The following is a 22,688-nucleotide window of genomic DNA, read 5'->3' as shown; positions in this document are numbered from 1 at the left end:
TTACAAATAAAAATTAACCGTCAACCCCGGACTCCTGACTTCGGACTCCCAACTAATCATTTTCTTTCCAGCAACTTAAAGAACTGATCCAATTGCGGTAAGATCACAATACGTGTACGGCGGTTGGTCGCTTTTCCATCCGGCGTGCTATTATCAGCAAGTGGTTTGTATTCACCACGACCGGCAGCCGCCATTTTAGAGGGATCGATACCATATTCATTTTGCAGTACTCTCACCACAGCAGTGGCGCGTTTTACGCTCAGGTCCCAGTTGTCCAGCAGGATACCACTTTTATATGCCACATTATCCGTATGCCCTTCTACCATGAATTCGATATCGGGTTGATTCTTTAACACCTGTGCTACCTTTCCTAATACCACATTCGCTTCTTTGGTGATATCATATTTGCCTGTTTTGAACAGGAGTTTGTCAGATATGTCGATGTACACAACGCCCTTATCCACCTTGACATTGATATCTTCATCTTCCAGGTTGCCGATGGCGCCTTTCAGGTTCATCACCAGGGCCATGTTCATGGAATCTTTGCGGGCCATGGATTGCTGGAGTGTTTGGATATAAGAATCTTTGGCGCCGATATTTTCCAAAGATTTTTTGATGCTTTCCGCTTGCTGTCCGGTGATCACCGACAGGTCCTGGAGTTGTTTCAGGGCCTGGGTATTGTTTTCTTTCAAAAAGGCCACTTGTTTGTTCAGTCCATCGATCTGGGCGATCATGGAGGCATTGTTGTTTGCCAGTTCGTTTTTCTCGGTTTCGCAGTCTTTCAAACTCCCCTGAAGGGTAGTATACGTTACATTCAGTTTTTCATACTGTGCCTGAGCGTCCAGCAGTTTCTTTTTGCTTACGCAGGAAGTAAATACCAAGGCAAGAAGAGGAAGCCCTAACCAAGTTATTTTTTTCATTTTTTTATATTTAATTAAATAATGTTGGTTGTAAAACAAAGGTAGGGTATTTACCTCTGTGTATTCCGTGTCCGGAGGCTTCGGGACTGTGAGAGAAATCCTAATTTCCCACATAAAACACCAGCCACAGAAGGAGTTGTTTATTTTTGCCCGCCACTATGTCCAAGAAGAAGAAAAGCACCCGCGGCCGAAAAAAGGCCATGTCCGCTGCCCTGATCACAGGGTTGATCCTGGTTGTGGGGGCCCTGGCCTATTTTGGATATGAGTGGTGGAAGTTCAGGCGTTCGCGTTTTGTTACCTATCCCGAATTTGGTATTCCTATTCCTCATCCTTACTCCATTCATGGTATCGATGTGTCCAAATACCAGGAGAATATTTCATGGGAGTCGGTAAAGGCGATGGAAGTAGGGCCTATTCGGTTGCAGTTTGCCTTTATAAAAGCTACAGAGGGCATTGGCAATGTGGACAGACATTTTAAGCGTAACTGGAAGAAAAGCCGAGAAGCCGGAATTACACGGGGCGCCTACCATTTTTTTCTGGCCACCAAGGATGGAAAAATGCAAGCGCAGAACTTCATCAAGCGGGTAGATCTGGAGCCAGGTGACCTGCCGCCGGTACTTGATGTAGAGCAAACCTACGGGGTAGCTAATGCTGTGATCAAAAGGGAGGTAAAAGAATGGCTGCAGGTGGTGGAAGGGTATTATAAAGTAAAACCCATTCTCTATACCAATGTGGATTTTTACAATCGCCAGTTAGGCGCTGATTTTGATGATTACCCACTCTGGATCGCCCATTATCTCCAACCCAATAAACCCCGTATTGAGCGCGAATGGGCCTTTTGGCAACACAGCGAAACCGGGCGTGTAAACGGCATATTCTCCAAAGTTGATTTCAATGTGTTTAACGGGGATTCAACCGACTTTGTCGAACTCTTGTACAAAGCCAATTAAGTCGAAAATCTGGCTGGGCTTATCCTTATCTTGCAGTCTGGGAATTGTTCCCTTTATTCAACTACCGCCTATGTCCTCCGGGATGGAGCCAGAGATCAAATTACATTTCCGCAAAGTAGGATACTCCTTTTTTGCCGGATTGATCTGGCTGCTGGTCAATGTGACCGCGGGGCTTTATTTTAAACTGGCTATTATTGAAAAGCATATCCGTTTGGGCAATATTCTTTTCTATATATGGTTTCTGGCCAGTATTGGCTTTTTGCTGTATTATTTCTTTCGTACCTGGCGACTCTTTTTCAACTTGAGTGGTCGGAAATGATCAGCCATTTGCCATTGATCTTTTGGATCAGTAGCGTATAATGCCCGGTGGCATCACCAATGGTGCGTTTGAGGTACCATTTTCCAGTTACGGAATAAAAATTCTTCGAGAGCTTTTTTAGTTGGATCACAGTGGAAGTGAAATCACCCATGGCGGCTTTATTGGGGTATCCCTTTTTATAATTATCAAGGGTATTCTGCCATCCATAGGTTACCCCGGATTTTCCAATAAACATAAGAGAGTCATTTTTCCAATAGCCTTCCATAAAGGTGACCAGGTCGGCATTGTTCCAGGCGACTACCTGGTCATTGAGGAGTTTGTAGATGGCTTTTTCGTCTTTCGACTGACTAAATGATACCATTGAAGTGGCAAGCAACAGAAGCGTAAGTATCCGGCGCATGTGTTTTTTATTTATTGAAAGATACAAACTTCCTTCGTGTACTTGGTGCCCCCTTCGTGTCCTTTGTGCCCCCTTTGTGTCCTTCGTGTCCTCCTACGCAAGTCGGGCGTAGGAGGACACAAAGGGGGCACGAAGGGCACGAAGCTTTATACGTTGCAGGCTGCTTTCTGGCAGGAGCGCCAGTTGAGGTAATGCGCTGAAATGATCAGGACTACTGCCGGGAATAAGAACCAGTACTGATATTGGTGATAAAACTGTTTCAATACCAGCAACCCGATACCAGCGGCAAAAAGAAATACCGGATAGAGCCGGTGGTGGTGCTTGAGATATCCATTCATCAGAGAATAGGTGCCGATGACAAAGGCCAACCCGATCATTCCGTTCTCAAACCACGGATTGTCAATGATATTGATGCCAAATAAAGGCAGGGTGCTCGTTAATAAGGGCAGGAAGGCACAATGAATAGCGCAGGCTACCGTGGCAGTTACCCCAAAAGCATCCCAGTTGATCCTAAAATTCATGAAGGGGAGCAAAGATAAGGTAATGCAACGAAGTTGCGAAATTTGTATTATTTTTGTACCGATTTTTGCAACATCTATGAAGAAGAAAACGGTCGTTTATTCAGTGTTTTTTGGGATCCTGGTCCTGGTATTCTTTTTTGTGCTGAACAAGGTAGTTCCGGGGTTTCGGGAGAGCCGTTTTCCACCGATCGGGACGGTCCAGCCATTTCAGTTTGTGAATCAGGACAGTGTGTTGGTGACCCGGGAGGATGTAAAAGGGAAATGGTTGGTGGTGGAGTATTTTTTTACCACCTGTGATGGGATATGCCCGTTGATGAACAAGAATATGAAGCGGGTATATGATAAGTTCAAGGACGATGACCGTATGTTGATCCTGTCACATACCTGTGACCCAAAGAACGATTCTCCGGCGCGGCTGAAGCATTATGCGGACTCGCTTCAGATCGATACCAGGCGATGGGTTTTTCTTACGGGTCGCAAAGACAGCCTGTACAATATGGCGCGGTTTAGTTACAAGATCGACGACCCGAATAATAATTTGAAAACACCGGAAGATGATTTTCTCCATTCACAATTTTGGGCCCTGGTGGACCGCGAAGGGAATATCCGGAAGATCTATGACGGGTTAAAGCGAAAGGAAGTAGACCAGATGATGGCGGATCTGGAGAAAATGATGCTGGATGCCGGTAAATGATTCAATCCACAAGACAAACATGAGCACGCATACAAAGATTGAAACGATTCTGAAACACCATAGATTGAGTGTAACGGACAGCCGTCGAAAGATCCTGAATATCTTTTTGACCCATGCGGGTGCGCTGTCACATGGCGATATTGAACGGAAGGCGGGAGAGAAATTTGACCGGGTGACCGTGTACCGTACGTTACAAGCCTTTATGGAGCGGGGAATTCTGCATACCGTTCCCACATCGGATGCCAATATCAAGTATGCGCTTTGCAGTGATTCCTGTCATGAAGGACACCATCACGATGACCATGTGCATTTTATGTGTCGGCTCTGTGGAAATACCACTTGTATCAATGATGCCCTTATCCCCGATGTCAAATTGCCCAAAGGATACACATCCTCTCAGGTAGAAGTGGTAGTGCATGGGATCTGCAAGAATTGCCGGAAATAATTATTTTTTCCAGATCAATTAGAGTAAAGGTAAATACCTTTAATTAACCACTATCTGAATTATGGGGAACTTACATGAGGAGTAGAATAATTATATCACTGATTTGTATATTGTTCTTCCCAGGCCTGTGGTCAAACCTTAATGCCCAGGAAAGCTTGGGTATAGGTGACCGCATTCCCGGATTTAACTTTAAAATATTCAGCGCCTCAGGAGTAGGGAATATGAGAGTGGAGGATCTAAAGGGGAAAGTTATAATTATTGACTTTTGGGCAACCTGGTGTGGTCCCTGTATACCGGGTTTAGGTAAACTTGATTCGATTGTACAAAAAGTCGGTAGCCAGGTTGTGGTTTTGGCAATTACCCAGGAGCCGGAAAATAAGCTTATAAAATTTCTTTCGAGATGGAAAGGCAAAAGTGTCGCTTTTGTAAGCGACACTACCCATATCCCCTATTTTCCCTACACTACCATTCCCCATACAGTTGTGGTTGATAAGTATGGTTTAATAGCAGGGGTAACTACGCCTGATAACATTTCAGAAGTTATGGTAAATGACCTGGTCATGGGAAAGCCAGTTGACTTTTTGCGGGATATTAAACGTATGGGGTTAGATGAAACCATGAAAGATAACCTTATGATTTCAGGTTTTGATGGTTACATAGGACCGTATGACTCTAATTCTACAACTGGTATAAAACTATTTCGTGCTAACGGGATCACTCATTTAATTTTTTCAAATTTTACAATTCCTTCACTTTTTCGCGAAGTGTTTAGAATGCCAGCTCATAGCTGGGTAATTGATAGCGCTTGTAAAGAGGTAGGTATTTATGAGCCGCCCTATTTATTTTGCCTGAAAATTGAACTTCCGAATGCCACAGATGATCAAGTATTTAAGGAGGCGCAACGAATCTTAAATTTAAGTTTACGGTTCAGAGGAGATTTAAAGGAAGTGACTCAGGATGTGTATGTTTTAACAAGAGCAAAAGGCGCCAATCGCACACCCGTGCAAACTTCTGCACACGAGACTGATATTACCTACTATGGCCCCAATTTTAAAGGACTAAGAGTTCAAATAAGCCATTTAGTAGATTACTTGTCTAATGAAATGGGGTATCTATACAATCGGATTGTATTGGACGAAACCGGGCTTTCCGGGTATTATGATATAGAATTGGAGTGGAACTATGTTGATCATAATACACTGGTAGAGGAACTACATAAACATGGTTTGGAATTAAGCAGGAAAAAAAGACCGGTAAGTATTCTTTTACTCAGCAAAAAGTGACACTTTTTTTATTTTTCGACAAATACAAATCTGGGTAAAAACTAAAAAAGCCCCCATGTGGAAACATGCGGACTTAGGTTAAGGCTCTGATTAGTAGCTATTTTAAAATAATCTTGTGTTCTGGACTGACAGAACAAATTTAATGTACCCACTTCGTTCGGCAATAAAAAACACCTACCACTTTCCGGTAAATTTTTAGCCCATTTTGTTTAACTCTTCTTCCACAAAGAGCATCAGGGAATGAATATACTCGGGGCTGAAATTCAACTCAATACCTGCTGCCTGGTATAGTTGGGGCAGCGTGCGGGTGCCGCCCAACTGGAGGGCCGAAACATAATTGCGGATGCCCATATCCTTATTTTCCCGGTATTGCTTCCACATCCCGATCGCCCCAAGCTGAGCGATCCCGTATTCGATATAATAAAAGGGCACTTCGTAGAGGTGTAACTGTTTTTGCCAAAACCAGGATCGGTAGTGCTCAAGCCCACGGGTATCGATAGCCGAAGCGGTAAAACTGTTGAATATCTCCTCCCATTTTTGTTTTCGCTCTTCGGAGGTATGTACGGGGTTTTCATAAACCCAATGTTGAAACTGATCGATGGTAGCGATCCAGGGGAAAATAGTGATCACTCTCTCCAACTGGTGTTCACGGGCGCGTTGACGGTCCTCCTCGAGTGGGAAATAGGCTTCCCAATGATCCATGCTAAAAAGCTCCATGGACATACTCGCCACTTCAGCGATCTCCATCGGGTATTCTTTAAATGCGTTGATCTCGAGTTGATGGGCCAGAAAGGAATGAATGGCATGGCCACCTTCATGTACCATGGTGGTAACATCGTCCATTTGACCGGCGGCATTCATGAAGATAAAGGGCGCTCCACTTTCCGCCAGCGGGCAATTGTACCCGCCCGGTGCCTTTCCTTTGCGGCTTTCCAGGTCGAGGTGCCCCATTTCTTTCATTTTGCGGAGACAATCCCCAAAAAAGGGATCAAGGTCATCAAAGCAACGGATCGATTTTTCTAATAAGTCCTGGCCATTTGTAAAGGGGCGTAATGGCTCTTCCCCGGCAGGATTGGCATCCAGGTCCCAGGGACGGAGGGTATCAAGCCCCAGTTTCTTCTTCTTCTTTTCGTAAATGCTGTTTACGATCGGCAGCACGTGTTCTTTCACGGCTTTATGAAACTGAAAACACTGTTCGGGTGTATAGTCAAAGCGACCCAGTTCCGCGAATTTGTAATCCCGGTAATTCTTAAAACCGGCATTAAGGGCAACCTGATGGCGTTTGGCAATGAGATCGGAGTAGAGTTTATCGAGTGCCTCCTTGTCCTGCAATCTTCTTTCATTCACTTTGCGGTAAACCGATTCGCGGAGGGTACGGTCGGGGTTTTGCAAAAAGCGGGCGGCTTGTTGCAGCGTATATTCCTTGCCTTCTACTTCTACGGTCATTTTTCCGGAGATGCTGGCAAATTGTTGCTGCATCACATTCAATTCCGCTTGAAGTGGAATGTTGGCTTCGCGAAACAGGTCAATGCTCTTTTTTACATTGCGCAGATAGGTGAAGTATTTATTCTTATCCAGTTCTGCGGTCAGCGGACAATCGACCAGTTTGCGATTGAGTTGATCGGCATAGGGTTGGATCTTTGGCTGAATCTCCATCATGAAAAAGGTGAAAGCCGCCTCCAGATCTTTGTTTTCTGTATCACAGGTCATTTTGATCTGGCGCCAGCACACATCTTCACTGATCACCGCATCCAGTTCATTGTAATCCCTGATCCATTGTTCCAGGTCGGGCAGGGTAGCAAGGGGGCGGTCCAACAGTTTTTGGAACCAGGGTTCCAGGGCTGGCCATTCGGTAATGGTAAAATCATCGGGCAGAAATTGCCGGGGCATTTTCTGAATCGCGGCACGTGGATCCATGGTATCGACTCAATAGAGGTGAGGAAATGCGAAAAGATAATTATTTCTTCTTGGCTGCCTTTTTCTTGGGGGCCTCTTCTTCTTTTTCTTCCTTTTCTTTTTTGGCGGCAGGTTTCCTGGCTGTTTTCTTAGGTTTCTCCTCTTCTACGGCTACTTCAGGCGCTGGCGCAGGAGCTTCAGGCTCTTCTTCGCGGAGTTTGATCTCGATCTTATGTTCTTTCAGGATCTCAAACCATTTTACCATCTTCTTCATATCACTGGCATAGACCCTTTCAAAATCCATATCGGGATATACTTTTTCAAAATACTTTTTAACGGCCCCACTATCCTTTGTATCGGGGAGTGTGGTGCCTGCTTTGTCCATAGCGGCGAAAATGTCCACGAGGTTCACATTATCCTGAACAGTAAAAATTTCAATGCTTTCCAGGTGAGAGAAGTTGTGAATGCGTCCGGATACGAATTTGGCTTTGCTGTCGTCCAGTGAACGAACAATGGCCCCGTCTCCTTTGCTGGCCAGTAATTCAAATAGTCCGGGTAGTCCAGTTACTGCAACGATCTTGCTGTATTCCATAGTAGTGATTTTCTGTATTTGGGTCTGCAAGATAACGAGAATGTGCTAATTCCCTTAAGGATGAGCGGTACGCCTTTCTCGAAGGTTTTGTTTCCATAAGGCATCTAAGTACGAACAAACCATTTATATGTTGAAAAAATCGGTGCTGACCCTGTCCTTCCTGTTCTTTGGCCTCTATCTCATAGCACAACAGGCAGTTATAAAGGGAACCGTGATCGATAAGGATACCCGTCAGGCTCTTTCCGGGGCTACTGTCCGACTGACAGGCATGCCCGATACCACTACCCAGTATAATACCGTGACCGGGAAATCGGGTGAATTTTCCTTTTCTGACATTAAGTCGTTGAAATACAGGCTCGAAATCACCTATTCTGGATTTGAAAAGGTCAATACACTGATCGAATTCAAGAATACCACCCTTGACCTGGGCGAACAATCCATGGTACGCCAGGCTAAAACCCTTGGCGATGTGACCATTGTTTCCAAAGCCCCGCCGGTCAAAGTGAAAAATGATACGACGGAATTTGCCGCCAGCCAGTTCAAGGTGAACCCGGATGCCAATTCAGAAGATCTGGTAAAGAAAATGCCCGGTGTTACGGTTGAAAACGGGGTGGTGAAAGCCGGAGGAGAACAGGTTCAAAAGGTGACGGTTGACGGTCGTGATTTCTTTGGAGATGATGCGGTGGCCACGTTGCGTAACCTGCCTGCGGAGATCGTAGACAAGATCCAGGTATTTGACCGACTGAGCGAACAGGCTCAATTGACGGGTATCGATGATGGAAATGCCTCCAAGTCGATCAATATAGTTACCAAGACCAATATGCGCAATGGTCAGTTTGGTCGGTTGTTTGCCGGCTATGGTACAGATAACCACTATCTGGTGGGAGGTAACATGAGTTTTTTTAAGAAAAACATGCGTCTCTCTCTCGTAGGACTTACCAATGACGTAAACCAGCAGAATTTTACCGAAATGGATCTTCTGGGTGTAACCAGCAGTTCCAATCGCGGTGGATTCAGAGGCGGTGGTGGTGGTGGTCGCGGCGGTGGTGGTTTTGGTGGCGGTGGTGGTGGTTTTCTGGTGGGACAACAGCCAGGTGTGAGCCGTACCAATTCATTTGGATTAAACTACAATAACCTTTGGGGAAAGAACCTTGAAGTAAGTGGGAGTTATTTTTTCAATAACCGCAACCTGGGAAATAAAGAGCAGTTGTCCAGGGAATATATTCTATCCGGTGATTCCAGTCAGTTCTATGACCAGAACACCACTTCTACCAGTACGAACTACAACCACCGCGCGAATATGCGGATCAACTGGAAGCTGGATTCATTTAACTCCATCCTGTTTACACCATCGGTGAATTTTCAACGATATAATTCAAACAGTGATGTGACCGGTGTGAATTTTCAGGACGACATGAGTAAGATCAGCGAAACCAAAAATAGCAGCCGTTCGATACGTGATGCACTTAACTTCAATAATAATATTTTATATAGACATAGTTTTCGCAAAAGGGGCAGGACCCTTTCTGTGAACCTTTCTACTGGCGTCAATAATACCGTTGGGGAAACCTATACCGATGCCTTCTCCCTCTATTACAAGGGGAACAATAACCTGAATGACTCCTTGCAGCAATTTACCGATCAGGATACAAAAGGGTTGACCCTTTCCGCGAATATCAGTTATTCGGAACCGATCGGAAAAGCCGGAATTCTTCAATTCAATTACAACCCCTCGTACACACTGAATAAATCCAACCGGGAAGCTTATCTGTTAGAAGGTAGTACTGGTAAATACAGTGAGTTTGATACGTTGTTGTCAAACGTATTTGAAAATACCTATGTCACGCACCGCACCGGGGTGAGCTATCGCTTAGGTGATCAAAATAAGAATATCTCTTTCGGGTTGGATTATCAGGATGCCCGGTTGAAAAGCAATCAGACCTTTCCCTATGTGGCTACTGTAAACCGGCCCTTTACAAACCTGTTGCCCAATGCGATGATCCGGTATAATTTTACCAAATCGAGCAATATCCGGGTGTTTTACCGGAGTTCTACCAATCCTCCTTCGGTGACCCAGTTACAGGAGGTGATCAATAACAGTAATCCGCTACAGGTTAGTACCGGTAACCCCAACCTGAAACAACAGTATAGCCACCGTTTGGGAAGCCGTTACCAATTCACCAATACCAAGAAGGGGACCAGCTTTTTTGTCAACGTGTTTGGAACCATGACCAATGATTATGTTGCGTCCGCCACATATATCGCCCAAACCGATTCAGTGCTCAATTCGAGTGTAACCTTGTACAGAGGATCGCAGTTGTCCAAACCCGTTAATCTGGATGGACAATGGAACATGAACACCTTTGTAACCTGGGGCATGCCACTGACCTTTATTAAAACCACCATGAACATCAATGCCGGGTTGACCTACAATAAAACACCCGGGTTGATCAATAATGTGAGCAACACTTCCCGTTCGACGACATACACCACCGGGGTAACTTTTGCCAGTAATATCAGTCAGTATGTTGACTTTACCCTGCTGTACAATGCCGCCTTTAGCAATGTAAAGAACTCGGTACAATCTTCTGCGAATAACAAATACATTTCCCAATCAGCGGGCCTGCGTTTGAACCTGCTGACCAAGAAAGGGTGGCTGTTGAATAATGACCTTAATAATCAGAATTATTCCGGGCTTACCGATGGCTTTAATCAGAACTACTGGTTGTGGAATATGGCTGTGGCCAAAAAATTCTTAAAGAACCAGAAAGCAGAAATAAGACTTTCCGTGTTTGATCTGCTGAACCAGAATCAATCCATTACCCGTACGGTAACGGAGACCTATATTGAAGACGTGAATACACAGGTATTGCAGCAATATTTCATGCTGACCTTTACCTTGAACCTGAAGAATTTTGGAAAACCTGCTACGAATAATAACAGGCAAATGGGTGGAGGTTTTGAGCGGGGTGGATTTGGCCCTCCTCCGGGTGGGGGTGGACCAGGCATGTAAGAGCAGGCTGTTTTGATGGATATGGAAAGGCGCTGATAGGGAAATGGATTAACTTAGACCGGACGTAACCAACCCGACTGAATTGACACCCGAGCACGTACTTATTGAGCAATTGAAGCATGGCGATGAAGCGGCGTTTAAATCTATTGTAACCCAATGGCAGGATATGGTTTACAATACGATCCTGGGTTTGGTACAAAATGAAACAGAAGCTGAGGACCTGAGCCAGGATGTATTTGTGAAAGTGTATGAATCGATCGGTTCTTTTAAAGGCGAATCAAAATTCTCTACCTGGTTATACCGGATCGCGGTTACCCGGGCGCTGGAGTTTTTGCGGAGTAAAAAGCGAAAAAAGAGGTTTGGGTTCCTTATGCCATTATTTGGGGAGGACAACACAGCAACGGTTCAACCAGCTGATTTTCATCATCCCGGGGTGACCCTGGATAACAAGGAAAGAGCCGGTCATTTGTTTAAAGCCATTGCCCAATTGCCCGAAAATCAGCGGGTGGCCTTTACGCTTCATAAGCTGGAAGGACTGAGTTACAAGGAGATAAGTGATATCATGGGGACTACGGTCCCGGCCGTTGAATCGCTGATGAACCGGGCTAAAGGCAACCTGAGAAAACATCTGGCAGACTATTATAATCAGTAGGATTGACCAAAGGTTTTATAGAAATTTATCATCCTATTAAACGGATAATAATATGAAAGACGAACAATACATACAGGAACAGGTGGAACAGACCCTTCAGAGTCTGGATACCGTAGGAAGGGCGCAAGCCAATCCTTTTCTGTACACCCGTGTTCAGGCCCGTTTGCAGGCGTTGAGAAATCCCTGGGAACAAACCCTCGGGATCCTTACCCGTCCACTGGTGGCTGTTGCCGTCGTGGTGGTGGTATTGCTGGCCAATGCCTGGATCGTTTACCAGGGAGCCTCTACCCCTGATTCTGCCAACGCGGTCACCGTAGCGAATCCAACTGAAGATTCAGATGGGTATGGCCTGGCGGTGAACACATTTTATGATTACGAAATTCCCGACAGATAATGACCGACTATATCCGTAACAACAAGGCGTTGGTGATCATTCTGTTGATCCTCGTTCTTTCGAACGCAGCTTTATTATTCTTTCTCTTTGCCAAGCGGCCGGTGAAAAAGACCGGAACCGAGGCTACCAGCACCCAACGTGGTGGCGGTATGCGGGAGTATATGAAAAAGACCCTTCGCGATTCAATCGGGTTCACAGATGCACAGATCGCCATCTATGATACGATGGGTACGCGGCATAAGGATTTGATGAAACCGCTGTTTGCTACCCTGCAGGCCAGAAAGGATAGTTTATATAAATTACTGATGCAGCCGGATGTGGCGGATGCAGTACGTGAAAATTACCTCGACCTGATCGCCCAGGATCAACGAAACATTGACGATCGGATCTTTTATCATTTTTCAGAATTAAGAAAGATCTGTGCGCCCGATCAACTACCACGCTTTGATTCCGTGATACAAGGCATGATCAAGAAGATGATCGCTGGCCCTCCCCGTCGCGGTGGTGGCAATGGCCAGGGACCGAATCGCAAATAATCCATCAACTTTTAAAACAATAAACACATGAAGAAGTCAATCCTGCTCCTCCTGATCATGGTATCGGGTACATTGTCGGCCCTGGCACAGGGAGGCGGTTTTCAGCGCCCCCCACTCGAAGAAAGAGTTAAGAACGCCATGGAGAAAATGAAGCCTCTCAATTTGGACAAAGAAACGACAGCCAAAGTAGATACCATCTTTACCGATTTTTACAAAGCGCAGGATAAGGCATTTGAAGAAATGCGCAACAGCGGAAGTTTTGACCGTGAGGCCATGGCTGCTAAACGCAAAGAGATGTCAGATGCGCGCGATGAAAAATTGAAGAAAGTATTAAGCGAAAGCGCGTATAAGAAATTTAAGGATGAGATAGAGCCTTCGATGAGACCACAGCGTCCAGGTGGTGGCGGAAATTAGTATTTTCACCACGGAACTAAAAGCTAATAGCTATTAGCTATTAGCTTTTAGTTCTGTAGTAAACTCCTTGGCTCTAGTGCGCATCCAGCCAGTTCTCTCCTTCTCCGCACTCTGCTACACAGGGCACATCGTTAGGCAGCGGCAGCGCCGATTGCATATTTTCTAAAATCAGTGGTTTCAATTCTTTGGCTTCCGAACGCAGGGCATCAAATACCAATTCATCATGTACCTGCATGATCATACGGCTTTTCATTTTTTCCTTCTTCATGGCCGCATGTACTTTTTGCATGGCCAGTTTGATCATATCGGCGGCTGTTCCCTGTATAGGCGAGTTGATCGCATTTCGTTCCGCAAACCCACGCACCGTGAAATTGGATGAATTGATATCCCGCAACCAGCGTTTTCTTCCCATTAAGGTTTGTACATAACCCGTCTCCCTGGCGAAATTGATGGTATCATCCATGTACTTCTGGATATTGGCAAATTGCTTTTTGTAGTTATCAATGATCTCTTTGGCTTCCGATCGGGAAATACCCAGGTTATCTGCGAGACCAAAAGCGCCCTGCCCATAAATGATTCCGAAGTTTACGCTCTTGGCTTTATACCTCATTTCCTTGGTCACTTCTTTTTCATCTACGTTATACACTTTTGCCGCGGTAGCGGTATGGATGTCTTTTCCTGAACGAAATGCTTCACACATCGCCGGGTCGCCACTGATTGCAGCTACGATACGCAGTTCGATCTGGGAATAGTCGGCCGAGAGCAGGATATGGTCTTTATCGCGCGGGATAAAGGCTTTCCGGATCTCCTTGCCCCGGTCAGTACGCACCGGAATATTTTGCAGGTTGGGGTTATTGCTGGCCAATCGTCCCGTTACGGCCACTGCCTGGCCATAGGTAGTGTGTACGCGTCCGGTTTTTCGGTTGATCAACTGTGGTAGGGCATCCACGTAAGTGGATTTCAATTTTGTCAACTCCCTGAATGCGAGGATGTCTGCCACGATCGGATTGTTGTGTGCCAGCTTCAGCAGCACATCTTCCCCGGTGGCATATTGGCCTGTTTTTGTTTTTTTAGCCTTGGGGTCCAACTGTAGTTTATCAAACAACACTTCCCCCAATTGTTTGGGTGAGGCCAGGTTAAAACGCACTCCGGCTGCTTTGTATACTGCTTCTTCGGCTATCTTGGCTTCGCGCTCCAGTTCTTTCGAATAACTGTTCAAAAAGTCTACATCCACCCGCACCCCTTCGTATTCCATATCCGTCAGCACTTTCACGAGCGGGTTCTCCACCTCGTAAAAAACCTTTTCCACTTCCTTTTCCTTCAACTGGGGCAGGAATACATTTTTTAATTGCAGGGTGATATCGGCATCTTCCGCGGCATAGTCTTTAATTTTCTCCAGCTCCACATCCCGCATATTTCCCTGCGTCTTTCCTTTTTTGCCGATCAGTTCTTCAATGTGCACGGGTTCGTATTGCAGGTATTGATTGGCCAGCGCATCCATGCTTCGTTTGCCATCCGGTTCTATCACGTAGTGCGCAAGCATGGTGTCAAACAGGTTTCCTTTGAATTCGATCCCATACCACTTCAGCACCAGCATATCATACTTAAGGTTCTGGCCGATCCAGGTGATCTTATCACTTTGGAAAAGGGGTTCGAATAGGGCAAGTATCTTTTTGGTAGCTTCCTGATCAACGGGGCAGGGAACATACCAGGCCTCTCCCGGCGTAACGGCAAAACTCATTCCTACCAGTTCTGCATCATTCGCATCCAATCCGGTGGTTTCGGTATCAAAACAGATCTCGTTATGCTTCCGGAGTTCGGTTACCAGCTTCTTCATCTCGGCTTCCGTGGCTACGGCTATATAATCATGCGTAGTGTTGTGAATGTTGTTTCCGGATTCACTCACGGAAGACACGGAATCTGGGGTTTCATCTTTGGTTGAAGAGGAGGGTGTCGGTGCCGGGGAAACAATGTTTCCAAACAGGTCCGTTTGCACAGCTTCCGGAGCCGTTTTGAAAACGGTAAACTCTTCACCCAGCAAACGCTTGCCCAGGGTTTTAAATTCCAGGTCGGCAAACACCTCTTTCAGTTTTTCTTTATCCCATTCACTCACTTTGAAGTTCTCTTCGTGAAATTCCACAGGCGCATTCGTAATGATGGTGGCAAGTTTCTTGCTCATGATGGCCAGGTCTTTGCCCTGCATCACTTTCTCGCCCAGTTTCCCTTTGATCTTATCCGCATTGGCGAGTACATTTTCCAGTGTATCATATTCCGCCAGGAGTTTAGCCGCTGTTTTTTCCCCCACACCGGGTATACCGGGTATGTTATCCACAGCATCTCCCATCAGGCCGAGGATATCGATCACCTGAGAGACGGACTTGATATTCCACTTTTCACAGACCTCTTTGGGGCCGAGAATTTCCACGTCTCCACCCTGATAGCCGGGTTTATAGATCTTGACCTTTTCGGTTACCAGTTGTCCATAATCTTTATCGGGGGTGACCATGTATACATCATAACCGGCGGCTTCAGCCTGTTTGCTCAGCGTGCCCACCACATCATCTGCTTCAAATCCATCCACTTCCACGATCGGGATATCAAATCCTTCGATGATCTTTTTGATGTCGGGAATGGCCGCCAGCAGGTCTTCCGGGGCATCCTGGCGGTTGGCCTTATAGTCTTCAAAGTCGGTATGTCTTTCGGTGGGGGCGGATGTATCAAAACAAACCGCCATATGAGTAGGCTTTTGGTTATTCAGCAGGTCAAGCAGCGCGTTGGTGAATCCAAACTGGGCGTTGGTGTTCTTGCCTTTGGAGGTGATGCGGGGGCTCCGGATCAGCGCATAATAGGCGCGGAAGATCAGGGCAAAGGCATCGAGGAGGAATAGCTTCTTGTCAGACATGAAGCTAAGATAGGAAATCCCCCGCCTCAGGGAAACAAGAACGAATTTTCGTCCTCATACCCTATGGCGGGGGAAACAATGCTATCGGTAAATGTCTTATTTCTTAGCTACTTCTACAGCAGGCTTAATGGCTTGTCCAGCCGCATCAACGGGTTGGGTGCCGGTGTAAGCAGGGGTAGCAGTACCTACCTTGGCCACTTCATTTGAATTATCCTTATGGATAAAGTTCAGGTAGAGGGCAAAGAAAAGCAGGTTGAAGGCAAAGAAGTTTACCACTTTACGGATTCTGTTCTTCATAATTTTGGATTTTTGGGTACTGTTTAAAACGGGAATCAGGTGGGCATATTGCCTGATAATGGATATTGGGGGCATTTACGATATGTCGCTTCGTAGAAGTACGAGTTTTGTTTCAGCTATAAACTCTTCCCAACTTATCAATTTCACCAGATCCTTTATTTTTTCCTTACCAGGCACAGAGGCCGCATCGTGGATGATGTGCTGAATGGCCTTCACAAAATTCCTTCTTTCTTTTTCCGACAGCAGTTCGCGGATATCCTTGTGTTCAGTGGTCATATTTATGGCCTCAATAGAGGAATTCATGGTAGTAGGAATATCATAGATTACAAATGGACCGTTTTTGGTAACACTCTCTTTGAAATAATATATTGTTTTAGGTCGCTCATCGATGAGTGGGATGGAACCGGTGTCAAACTCAGTACGGCTTAGTATGGGTTTGAAGTCTTCATATTGGGCCATGATGAGATCATCGGGGATAACGATCCTGATTTCTGTCATGGATTTTGCAGACAGGATGTCCATTATTTTCTTCACACCCGGATCTTTTTGTGCAAGCGTTTGAAAGGATTGAAGGGTTTTGTGCTCATCCATATCCGGGAAATGGATATGGTGGAGGCTTTGAAGTACACGCCCCAGGAAATTTTTAAAGTACCCTTTTGCCAGGGAGGTGGACGGAAGAAAACCGAGACTGACTTCCCGATTACGCTGCAACATGCGTTGACTCAAATGAGCGATGGTCCGGGCCAGATCTTCGTCATCAAAGGCCGCTACTTCACCTTTTGATTTTACATGCTCCAAAAAACGGCCACGGTAACTGTGTGCTTCAATGGAAAAACGACGGGCTTTTCTCCCGGTAGAGTGCTGGTCGTCAAAATTCTCTTTCAGATCGGTAAAAAAATAATCAATGAATTCGCGGACATCATCATCGTAGAGAATAAAACTCTTTTCCGCACCCAACCTGCCAAGAAAAAGCCCAAATTCAAATACTACATTGTGCCGGGTGGCATAGGCTTTTAATGGCTCACCGCTTTCGAGTTCAGTTCTTGTCTGACTGATGAGTTCATCATCGGGCGTAAAAACAAAAATGGCATAGTCATAGATATCGGTAAAGTTCTTGAGTTGTTCGGCATTGGTGAGGGCGTCCCCGTCTGCATCCTTTTGACCGAAAATATCCATCTTCCAGGTGTCCACTTCAAACACGGCCGGGTCAAAAAGTGATTGGATCTTTTTCGCTACCACATGCGATTCGGTGGCACTGCCTATAAATACACTGGGTTTGGACTTCTTATGTTCCAAATTTTTTACCGTGGTCTCATGCGGCTTCAGCACGCCGGACGGCGCATCAATAAAGGCCTTGTCGATCCTGACATTTTTTTTTGCCATACAGGTTATGTTGAAACGTAGAAGTGAAGAGCCTGCTCGTATATTTTTTTATTTTCTTCCAATGCAGGTACAAAGTCAAAAAATGCCATTTCTGCAGATTCAAATATCACACGGGCTTTTTCCGAGGCCAGGAATTTGGCCAGTATTTTCTCTTCAGCAGTTTGCAGGTAATCCTGATAGGCTGCATCCAACTGCGAACAAATGGAAAGGGTGGAAGGACTGGCGATTACCGTGCGTGGATGCTCAGGCAGACCCGCCCCATCAAACAGGCGTTCGAATGCCTTGCTATAAGCCACATCATGTTGTCCATATACCACCCGGTCGATCGAGGTCATGGTGATCATCCCGGCGCACATGATACAGGGTTCAAGGGTAACATAGAGTGAGAATCCATCCAGCAGAAAATTTCGTGTTTGTTCGAGATAACGGGTGATGACCCTCACTTCTCCATGCTGGGTAGCATTGCCGGTGGAATTGACACAATTGAGGTCATAGGCCACCGGTTTATAGTTAGGATCAACCAGGAGGGCGCCGATATTATAGCCTCTTCGTTGTGCAAAGGGAATGGTATCGGGTTGCCAGGCACGGTACGCAAGGGCGTAGGCGAGGAGGGAGAAGATTTCGTCGCGTTCTGTATTAGCGTCGTTCATTGGAATTGAAGTATCAGTTTCTCGCAGCGCCCGCCAAGGTCTTAGCGGCCGCTGCGAGAAACCTTATGTTAGAGATTCCCTGTTAATTTTAGTAGAATACCACCGAAAATCAATAATAACAACGGTATATAAAAATAACTTACCGCTCCGGTCATCATGGTGGCTGTTGTGCCCTTTATCTCTTTCTGAATTCCCTGTGGGTTCAAACTGTATTGTAATCTTTCTTTGGCCTGTGGGTCACGGATGGCATTGTCGTAAAATTTTCGGAAGGCCCTTTCCTGTTTTAAATAATAGGCATCCAGCCACCAGAAGGGGATAAGGATGCCCAGCATCATAATGAGATAGTACACCCCGCTTTTATCTGCGAGGATCACATCTTTTCCAAATGCCAATAAGCCGGATACAAGGGTCATGGCCCAACCTTTTACCAGAAAGGAATTATTGGCCATGCGGTTGATAATGGACTGAATGATGTCGAGTTCTTTGTGGAGGTTTGCGTGGGGTTCCATGGTACAAATGTATGAATTCGGATGTTGGTCGGGGGTCCGGTGTCAGGGGTCCGAAGTCCGGGGACGGAGGTCGGGAGTTTTACTCCGGACTCCGGACTTCGGACCCCCGACTCCCGTCCCCCGACCCCTACCCCTTCATCTCCTCCAGTTTCTTCTGCATCCCAAACATCTCATCCCTCAGCCTGGCGGCTTCCATAAAGTCGAGGTCGCGGGCGGCTTTTTCCATATCCTTTCGAATGTGGGCAATGGCTTTTTCCAATTGCGGGATGGTCTTGTACTCCACTTGTTCCTCGGCTGCTACGGCTACCAATTCGCCATCCGGGGCCAGAGCATACGGGTTGGCGGGGTCATAGCCTTTGATGTCTAAAACAGAAGTCTGTTTGAATACCTGTTCTTTGGTTTTGATGATCGTACGAGGCGTGATATTATGTTCTATGTTATAGGCGATCTGTTTTTCGCGACGGCGGGTGGTCTCGTCAATGGTCTTCCGCATGCTGTCCGTCATTTTATCGGCATAGAAGATGACAAGTCCGTCCACATTCCGGGCGGCGCGACCAGCCGTCTGTGTCAATGATTTCTCATTGCGTAAAAATCCTTCTTTGTCTGCATCGAGTATGGCGACAAGTGAAACTTCCGGAAGGTCAAGTCCTTCACGAAGGAGGTTGACCCCCACAAGTACATCAATTTCGCCCAGACGTAATTGACGAAGGATCTCCACCCGCTCAAGGGTGTCCACTTCGCTGTGAATGTATTTCGATTTGATATTGATCCGGTGAAGGTATTTGTCCATTTCCTCGGCCATGCGTTTGGTCAGAGTGGTCACAAGTACGCGGTCTCCTTTCTTGATTCGCCGGTCAATTTCGTCCAGGAGGTCATCGATCTGGTTGACACTGGGTCTTATTTCAATGGGTGGATCAAGCAGACCGGTGGGGCGTACCACCTGTTCCACTACAATACCCCCTGTTTTCTCCAGTTCATAATCATCGGGGGTGGCGCTTACATAGATAACCTGGTTGACGAGTGATTCAAACTCATGAAAGTTCAGCGGGCGGTTATCCAGCGCCGAGGGGAGCCGGAAGCCATAATCCACCAAAACCAGTTTTCGGCTACGGTCACCACCATACATACCGCTAACCTGTGGGATGGTCTGGTGGCTTTCATCGATGACACAGAGAAAATCTTTAGGGAAGTAATCCAGCAGGCAGAAGGGGCGGGTACCCGGTCTGCGCCGGTCAAAGAAACGCGAATAGTTTTCAATGCCGTTGCAATAGCCAAGTTCGCGTATCATTTCCAGGTCGTACTCCACTCTTTCCTTGACTCGTTGTGCTTCGATGAATTTATTATTGTTTTTAAAATAATCTACCTGGGCTTGCATCTCATCCTGAATCTCATAGATCACCTGTTGCAGGATGTCTTTTGGAGCGAGATAGAGATTCGCGGGGAAGATGGCTGCATTTTCCATTAATCCGATCCTTTTACCTGAATTGATCTCAATGCTTTCAATTTCTTCGATCTCATCGCCAAAGAAGGTGATGCGGTAACCATAATCTACATAGGGCAGGTTGATATCCACGGTATCTCCTTTTACCCGAAAGGTTCCGCGGTTGAATTCAAGCGTAGTTCGGGAATAGAGGGAGTTAACCAGCGCATGTAAAAATCCCTGTCGGGAAATGGTCAGTCCTTTATGAATTCGGATGATCCCGTTTTCATAATCTGTCGGGTTTCCCATACCGTAGATACAACTTACGGAAGCTACCACAATGATATCTCGTCGGCCACTGAGCAGTGAACTCGTGGCGCGGAGCCGAAGCTTATCCAACTCCTCGTTGATATTGAGGTCTTTTTCAATATAGGTATCCGATACGGGGAGATAGGCTTCGGGTTGGTAGTAGTCATAGTAACTGACAAAATATTCTACCGCGTTTTCCGGAAAGAAATGACGGAACTCGCCGTATAGCTGGGCGACCAGTGTTTTGTTATGGGTCAGCACCAGGGTGGGACGTTGAACATTCTGGATGAGATTGGCAATGGTGTAGGTCTTACCACTACCGGTTACACCGAGTAATACCTGGTGTTTCTCTCCATTCAATATGCCTTCGGTCAATTGTTCGATGGCCTGTGGTTGGTCACCTGCGGGAGGGAAGGGGGTATGGAGTTTGAATGACATGTTATTTTCAGGGTTTTGCGGGTTTTGATGTTGGATGATTGAGGATGGATGTTGGATGATTGAGGATGGATGTTGGATGTTGGATAATGAGCTTTGCGAATTGGAAATAATATTAATCATCTGTCATCCAACATCCAACATCCAACATCCAATATCCAACATCCATCATCCAACATCCCCCAACTCCTATCCAACACTTCTCCGAATATAAGCCGAGTAATCCGGCAAAATGGCTTCGTATTCCTGATGCATCAGGGGCGAGGTCAGGATAAAGTCGGCGGTAGCGCGGTCGCAGGCTACAGGTATATTCCAGGTAGCGGCTACGCGGAGCAGGGCTTTGATATCCGGGTCATGGGGTTGTGCTTCCATGGGATCCCAAAAGAAGATCAGGATATCGATCTTTCCTTCGGCGATGGCGGCACCGATCTGTTGGTCACCACCCAGCGGGCCGCTCAGGAATGTGCTGACCGATTGGTCCAGTGCTTTTTCCAATAAGGACCCGGTAGTGCCTGTGGCATAGAGCCGATGTTTATTGAGCACCGTTTTATTATAAACAGCCCAATCCACCAGTTCTTTCTTTTTGTTGTCATGTGCCACCAGAGCCACTCTTTTTTTGGCGTTCATGATTCTTGTACTCATGGATGTAAATTAGGCAAAAAAGAAACGCCCCCGCTTTCGCGGAGGCGCCCTTGTTTCTCATGTATTGATATATTATTTCAGATCAGCCGATACGGTAATCTTAGGCTCTTTTGCCACTTTACCAGCCTGGATGGGAGCTCCGTCGATGGAGTAGTCGGCCAGTTTAATGCTGAACTCGGCGGTAGCATTGATCGCACCACCTTTAACCACGATCACAGCGGGGGTAGAGACTTTAGACTCTTTTCCACGAATGCTCAGGGTTCCTTCTACATTGGCGGTGTATTTGCCATCTTTTTTGAAATCCACTTCGCTCAGGTTAGTGATCGTACCATTAAAAACGGCAGTGGGATATTCGTCAGAGTTCATCCAGTTCTTACCATTGAAGTGGTCCTGGATCATTGGGTTTGTGAAAGCGAAGTTTTTGATAGTAGCTTCGAACTGCACGGTTCCTTTTGCAGGGTCAATAGCTGCAATCACGGTTTTGTTCTCTGCTTTAGGAAGGGCATCAATGGCTGTTGTGGCATCGAAAGTCACAATGGCCGAAGTGGTGGTTTTCTTTTGGGCAAAACCAACCAGGGTGGTGGTAATAAAGGTCAGCGCTAAAATTGCTTTTTTCATTTGTGCGGTTTTTTTTGAGTTGAGTGTTTAACGTTATGGTTTGTTTGAAAGTGTACTTCTTTTAAAGGTGATGGCCCAGGTTTCGAGGATGGAACTATATACTCCACCACTACAGGAACCTTTGATAGTAACCAGATCGCCTGCTTTCACGGATCGGGCTTCGTCCATGTCCTTATCCTGGAAGGCAAAGATGACATAAGAGCCAGTGGTAGTGTCGGCTATTTTGATATTGATCGATGAATCGGCGGCTTCCGTTGCAGACACGATACCGGAAACCTCTACGATCTTTTCTGTGTATTTAAGATTGGCCTGTTTGCTGTCCGTCTGGTATTCTTTCAGAAAATCATCGGCCTTCACACTAAACTCTGCTTTTCTTCCTTTTGTATCACTAAAGGTATCTGTGGCGATGTACCAATAGATACCGGCGCCTATAAGCAGGAGCAGGAATCCGCCGAAGAGTATCTTTTTCCAGGTTTTGTTGAACATGCTGTTTG

24 protein-coding genes are annotated in these 22,688 nt (G+C 46.1%); 10 read left to right on the top strand and 14 right to left on the bottom strand.

The features are described from left to right. Window positions 1-56: 56 nt before the first annotated feature. Complete coding sequence (locus tag J0M30_02090) at window positions 57-920, bottom strand: OmpA family protein (protein ID MBN8666263.1); 864 nt, start codon at window positions 918-920, stop codon at window positions 57-59. Window positions 921-1,078: 158 nt separating this feature from the next. Between J0M30_02090 and J0M30_02085 the strand changes: the two genes are divergently transcribed. Both J0M30_02085 and J0M30_02080 read left to right on the top strand, forming a co-directional pair. After that, entirely contained in the window at window positions 1,079-1,870 is a 792-nt protein-coding gene (locus tag J0M30_02085; GenBank protein MBN8666262.1) for a glycoside hydrolase family 25 protein, read from the top strand. A gap of 70 nt (window positions 1,871-1,940) precedes the next feature. After that, complete coding sequence (locus tag J0M30_02080; protein ID MBN8666261.1) at window positions 1,941-2,189, top strand: hypothetical protein; 249 nt, start codon at window positions 1,941-1,943, stop codon at window positions 2,187-2,189. Here the strand turns inward: J0M30_02080 and J0M30_02075 are convergent. Further along, complete coding sequence (locus J0M30_02075) at window positions 2,167-2,589, bottom strand: DUF4440 domain-containing protein (GenBank protein ID MBN8666260.1); 423 nt, start codon at window positions 2,587-2,589, stop codon at window positions 2,167-2,169. The genes J0M30_02080 and J0M30_02075 overlap by 23 nt on opposite strands. A gap of 146 nt (window positions 2,590-2,735) precedes the next feature. Next, window positions 2,736-3,110 (bottom strand): MerC domain-containing protein, encoded by a 375-nt coding sequence (locus J0M30_02070; GenBank protein MBN8666259.1) that lies wholly within the window; start codon window positions 3,108-3,110, stop codon window positions 2,736-2,738. A 76-nt stretch (window positions 3,111-3,186) separates the two neighbouring features. Here J0M30_02070 and J0M30_02065 point away from each other — a divergent pair, with 76 nt between their 5' ends. From J0M30_02065 to J0M30_02055, 3 genes are all read left to right on the top strand, one after another. Continuing rightward, window positions 3,187-3,804, top strand: coding sequence for an SCO family protein (locus J0M30_02065; protein MBN8666258.1), 618 nt, complete (start codon window positions 3,187-3,189; stop codon window positions 3,802-3,804). Window positions 3,805-3,823: 19 nt separating this feature from the next. Then, the gene (locus J0M30_02060) at window positions 3,824-4,249 is read left to right on the top strand and encodes a transcriptional repressor (protein ID MBN8666257.1); all 426 of its coding nucleotides are present in this window, start codon (window positions 3,824-3,826) and stop codon (window positions 4,247-4,249) included. A gap of 74 nt (window positions 4,250-4,323) precedes the next feature. Next, window positions 4,324-5,532, top strand: coding sequence for a DUF3738 domain-containing protein (locus tag J0M30_02055; protein ID MBN8666256.1), 1,209 nt, complete (start codon window positions 4,324-4,326; stop codon window positions 5,530-5,532). A 195-nt stretch (window positions 5,533-5,727) separates the two neighbouring features. On the opposite strand, the gene J0M30_02050 is transcribed toward J0M30_02055, so the two are convergent. Both J0M30_02050 and J0M30_02045 read right to left on the bottom strand, forming a co-directional pair. Then, window positions 5,728-7,449 carry a M3 family oligoendopeptidase gene (locus J0M30_02050; GenBank protein MBN8666255.1) on the bottom strand — a complete coding sequence of 574 codons (1,722 nt, stop codon included), beginning with the start codon at window positions 7,447-7,449 and terminating at the stop codon, window positions 5,728-5,730. Between the two features lie 40 nt (window positions 7,450-7,489). Then, window positions 7,490-8,020: a DUF5606 domain-containing protein gene (locus tag J0M30_02045; protein ID MBN8666254.1), complete on the bottom strand. Its 531-nt coding sequence runs from the start codon at window positions 8,018-8,020 to the stop codon at window positions 7,490-7,492. Between the two features lie 127 nt (window positions 8,021-8,147). Between J0M30_02045 and J0M30_02040 the strand changes: the two genes are divergently transcribed. The 5 genes from J0M30_02040 (at window position 8,148) to J0M30_02020 (ending at window position 13,029) form a co-directional block, all read left to right on the top strand. Beyond that, entirely contained in the window at window positions 8,148-11,033 is a 2,886-nt protein-coding gene (locus J0M30_02040; GenBank protein ID MBN8666253.1) for an outer membrane beta-barrel protein, read from the top strand. 82 nt (window positions 11,034-11,115) lie between these two features. Further along, a complete protein-coding gene (locus tag J0M30_02035) occupies window positions 11,116-11,685 on the top strand; it encodes a sigma-70 family RNA polymerase sigma factor (protein MBN8666252.1) in 570 nt (189 codons plus the stop codon). A gap of 52 nt (window positions 11,686-11,737) precedes the next feature. Next, window positions 11,738-12,079: a hypothetical protein gene (locus J0M30_02030; GenBank protein MBN8666251.1), complete on the top strand. Its 342-nt coding sequence runs from the start codon at window positions 11,738-11,740 to the stop codon at window positions 12,077-12,079. Further along, entirely contained in the window at window positions 12,079-12,615 is a 537-nt protein-coding gene (locus J0M30_02025; GenBank protein ID MBN8666250.1) for a hypothetical protein, read from the top strand. The genes J0M30_02030 and J0M30_02025 overlap by 1 nt, the downstream gene beginning before the upstream one ends. Window positions 12,616-12,642: 27 nt before the next feature. Next, window positions 12,643-13,029 (top strand): hypothetical protein, encoded by a 387-nt coding sequence (locus J0M30_02020; protein ID MBN8666249.1) that lies wholly within the window; start codon window positions 12,643-12,645, stop codon window positions 13,027-13,029. A 73-nt stretch (window positions 13,030-13,102) separates the two neighbouring features. On the opposite strand, the gene polA is transcribed toward J0M30_02020, so the two are convergent. From polA to J0M30_01975, 9 genes are all read right to left on the bottom strand, one after another. After that, the gene (gene polA / locus J0M30_02015) at window positions 13,103-15,931 is read right to left on the bottom strand and encodes a DNA polymerase I (GenBank protein MBN8666248.1); all 2,829 of its coding nucleotides are present in this window, start codon (window positions 15,929-15,931) and stop codon (window positions 13,103-13,105) included. A gap of 96 nt (window positions 15,932-16,027) precedes the next feature. Then, the gene (locus J0M30_02010; GenBank protein ID MBN8666247.1) at window positions 16,028-16,228 is read right to left on the bottom strand and encodes a hypothetical protein; all 201 of its coding nucleotides are present in this window, start codon (window positions 16,226-16,228) and stop codon (window positions 16,028-16,030) included. 75 nt (window positions 16,229-16,303) lie between these two features. Next, entirely contained in the window at window positions 16,304-17,611 is a 1,308-nt protein-coding gene (locus tag J0M30_02005; protein ID MBN8666246.1) for a nucleotide-binding protein, read from the bottom strand. A 5-nt stretch (window positions 17,612-17,616) separates the two neighbouring features. Continuing rightward, the gene (locus J0M30_02000; protein ID MBN8666245.1) at window positions 17,617-18,261 is read right to left on the bottom strand and encodes a nucleoside deaminase; all 645 of its coding nucleotides are present in this window, start codon (window positions 18,259-18,261) and stop codon (window positions 17,617-17,619) included. A gap of 68 nt (window positions 18,262-18,329) precedes the next feature. Next, the gene (locus J0M30_01995) at window positions 18,330-18,770 is read right to left on the bottom strand and encodes a hypothetical protein (GenBank protein MBN8666244.1); all 441 of its coding nucleotides are present in this window, start codon (window positions 18,768-18,770) and stop codon (window positions 18,330-18,332) included. Window positions 18,771-18,897: 127 nt separating this feature from the next. Then, window positions 18,898-20,937 carry an excinuclease ABC subunit UvrB gene (uvrB, locus tag J0M30_01990; protein MBN8666243.1) on the bottom strand — a complete coding sequence of 680 codons (2,040 nt, stop codon included), beginning with the start codon at window positions 20,935-20,937 and terminating at the stop codon, window positions 18,898-18,900. A gap of 186 nt (window positions 20,938-21,123) precedes the next feature. Then, on the bottom strand, window positions 21,124-21,576 hold the full coding sequence (locus tag J0M30_01985; protein MBN8666242.1) for a methylglyoxal synthase: 453 nt from the start codon (window positions 21,574-21,576) through the stop codon (window positions 21,124-21,126). Window positions 21,577-21,648: 72 nt separating this feature from the next. Beyond that, entirely contained in the window at window positions 21,649-22,194 is a 546-nt protein-coding gene (locus tag J0M30_01980; GenBank protein ID MBN8666241.1) for a YceI family protein, read from the bottom strand. A gap of 33 nt (window positions 22,195-22,227) precedes the next feature. Then, entirely contained in the window at window positions 22,228-22,680 is a 453-nt protein-coding gene (locus J0M30_01975; protein ID MBN8666240.1) for a hypothetical protein, read from the bottom strand. Window positions 22,681-22,688: the final 8 nt, after the last annotated feature.

The sequence above is a fragment of the Chitinophagales bacterium genome (assembly GCA_017303415.1).
Taxonomy (GTDB): domain Bacteria; phylum Bacteroidota; class Bacteroidia; order Chitinophagales; family Chitinophagaceae; genus SpSt-398.
The sequence above is the reverse complement of the archived record's forward strand: the minus strand, read 5'-3'. Positions and strand labels throughout refer to the sequence as shown.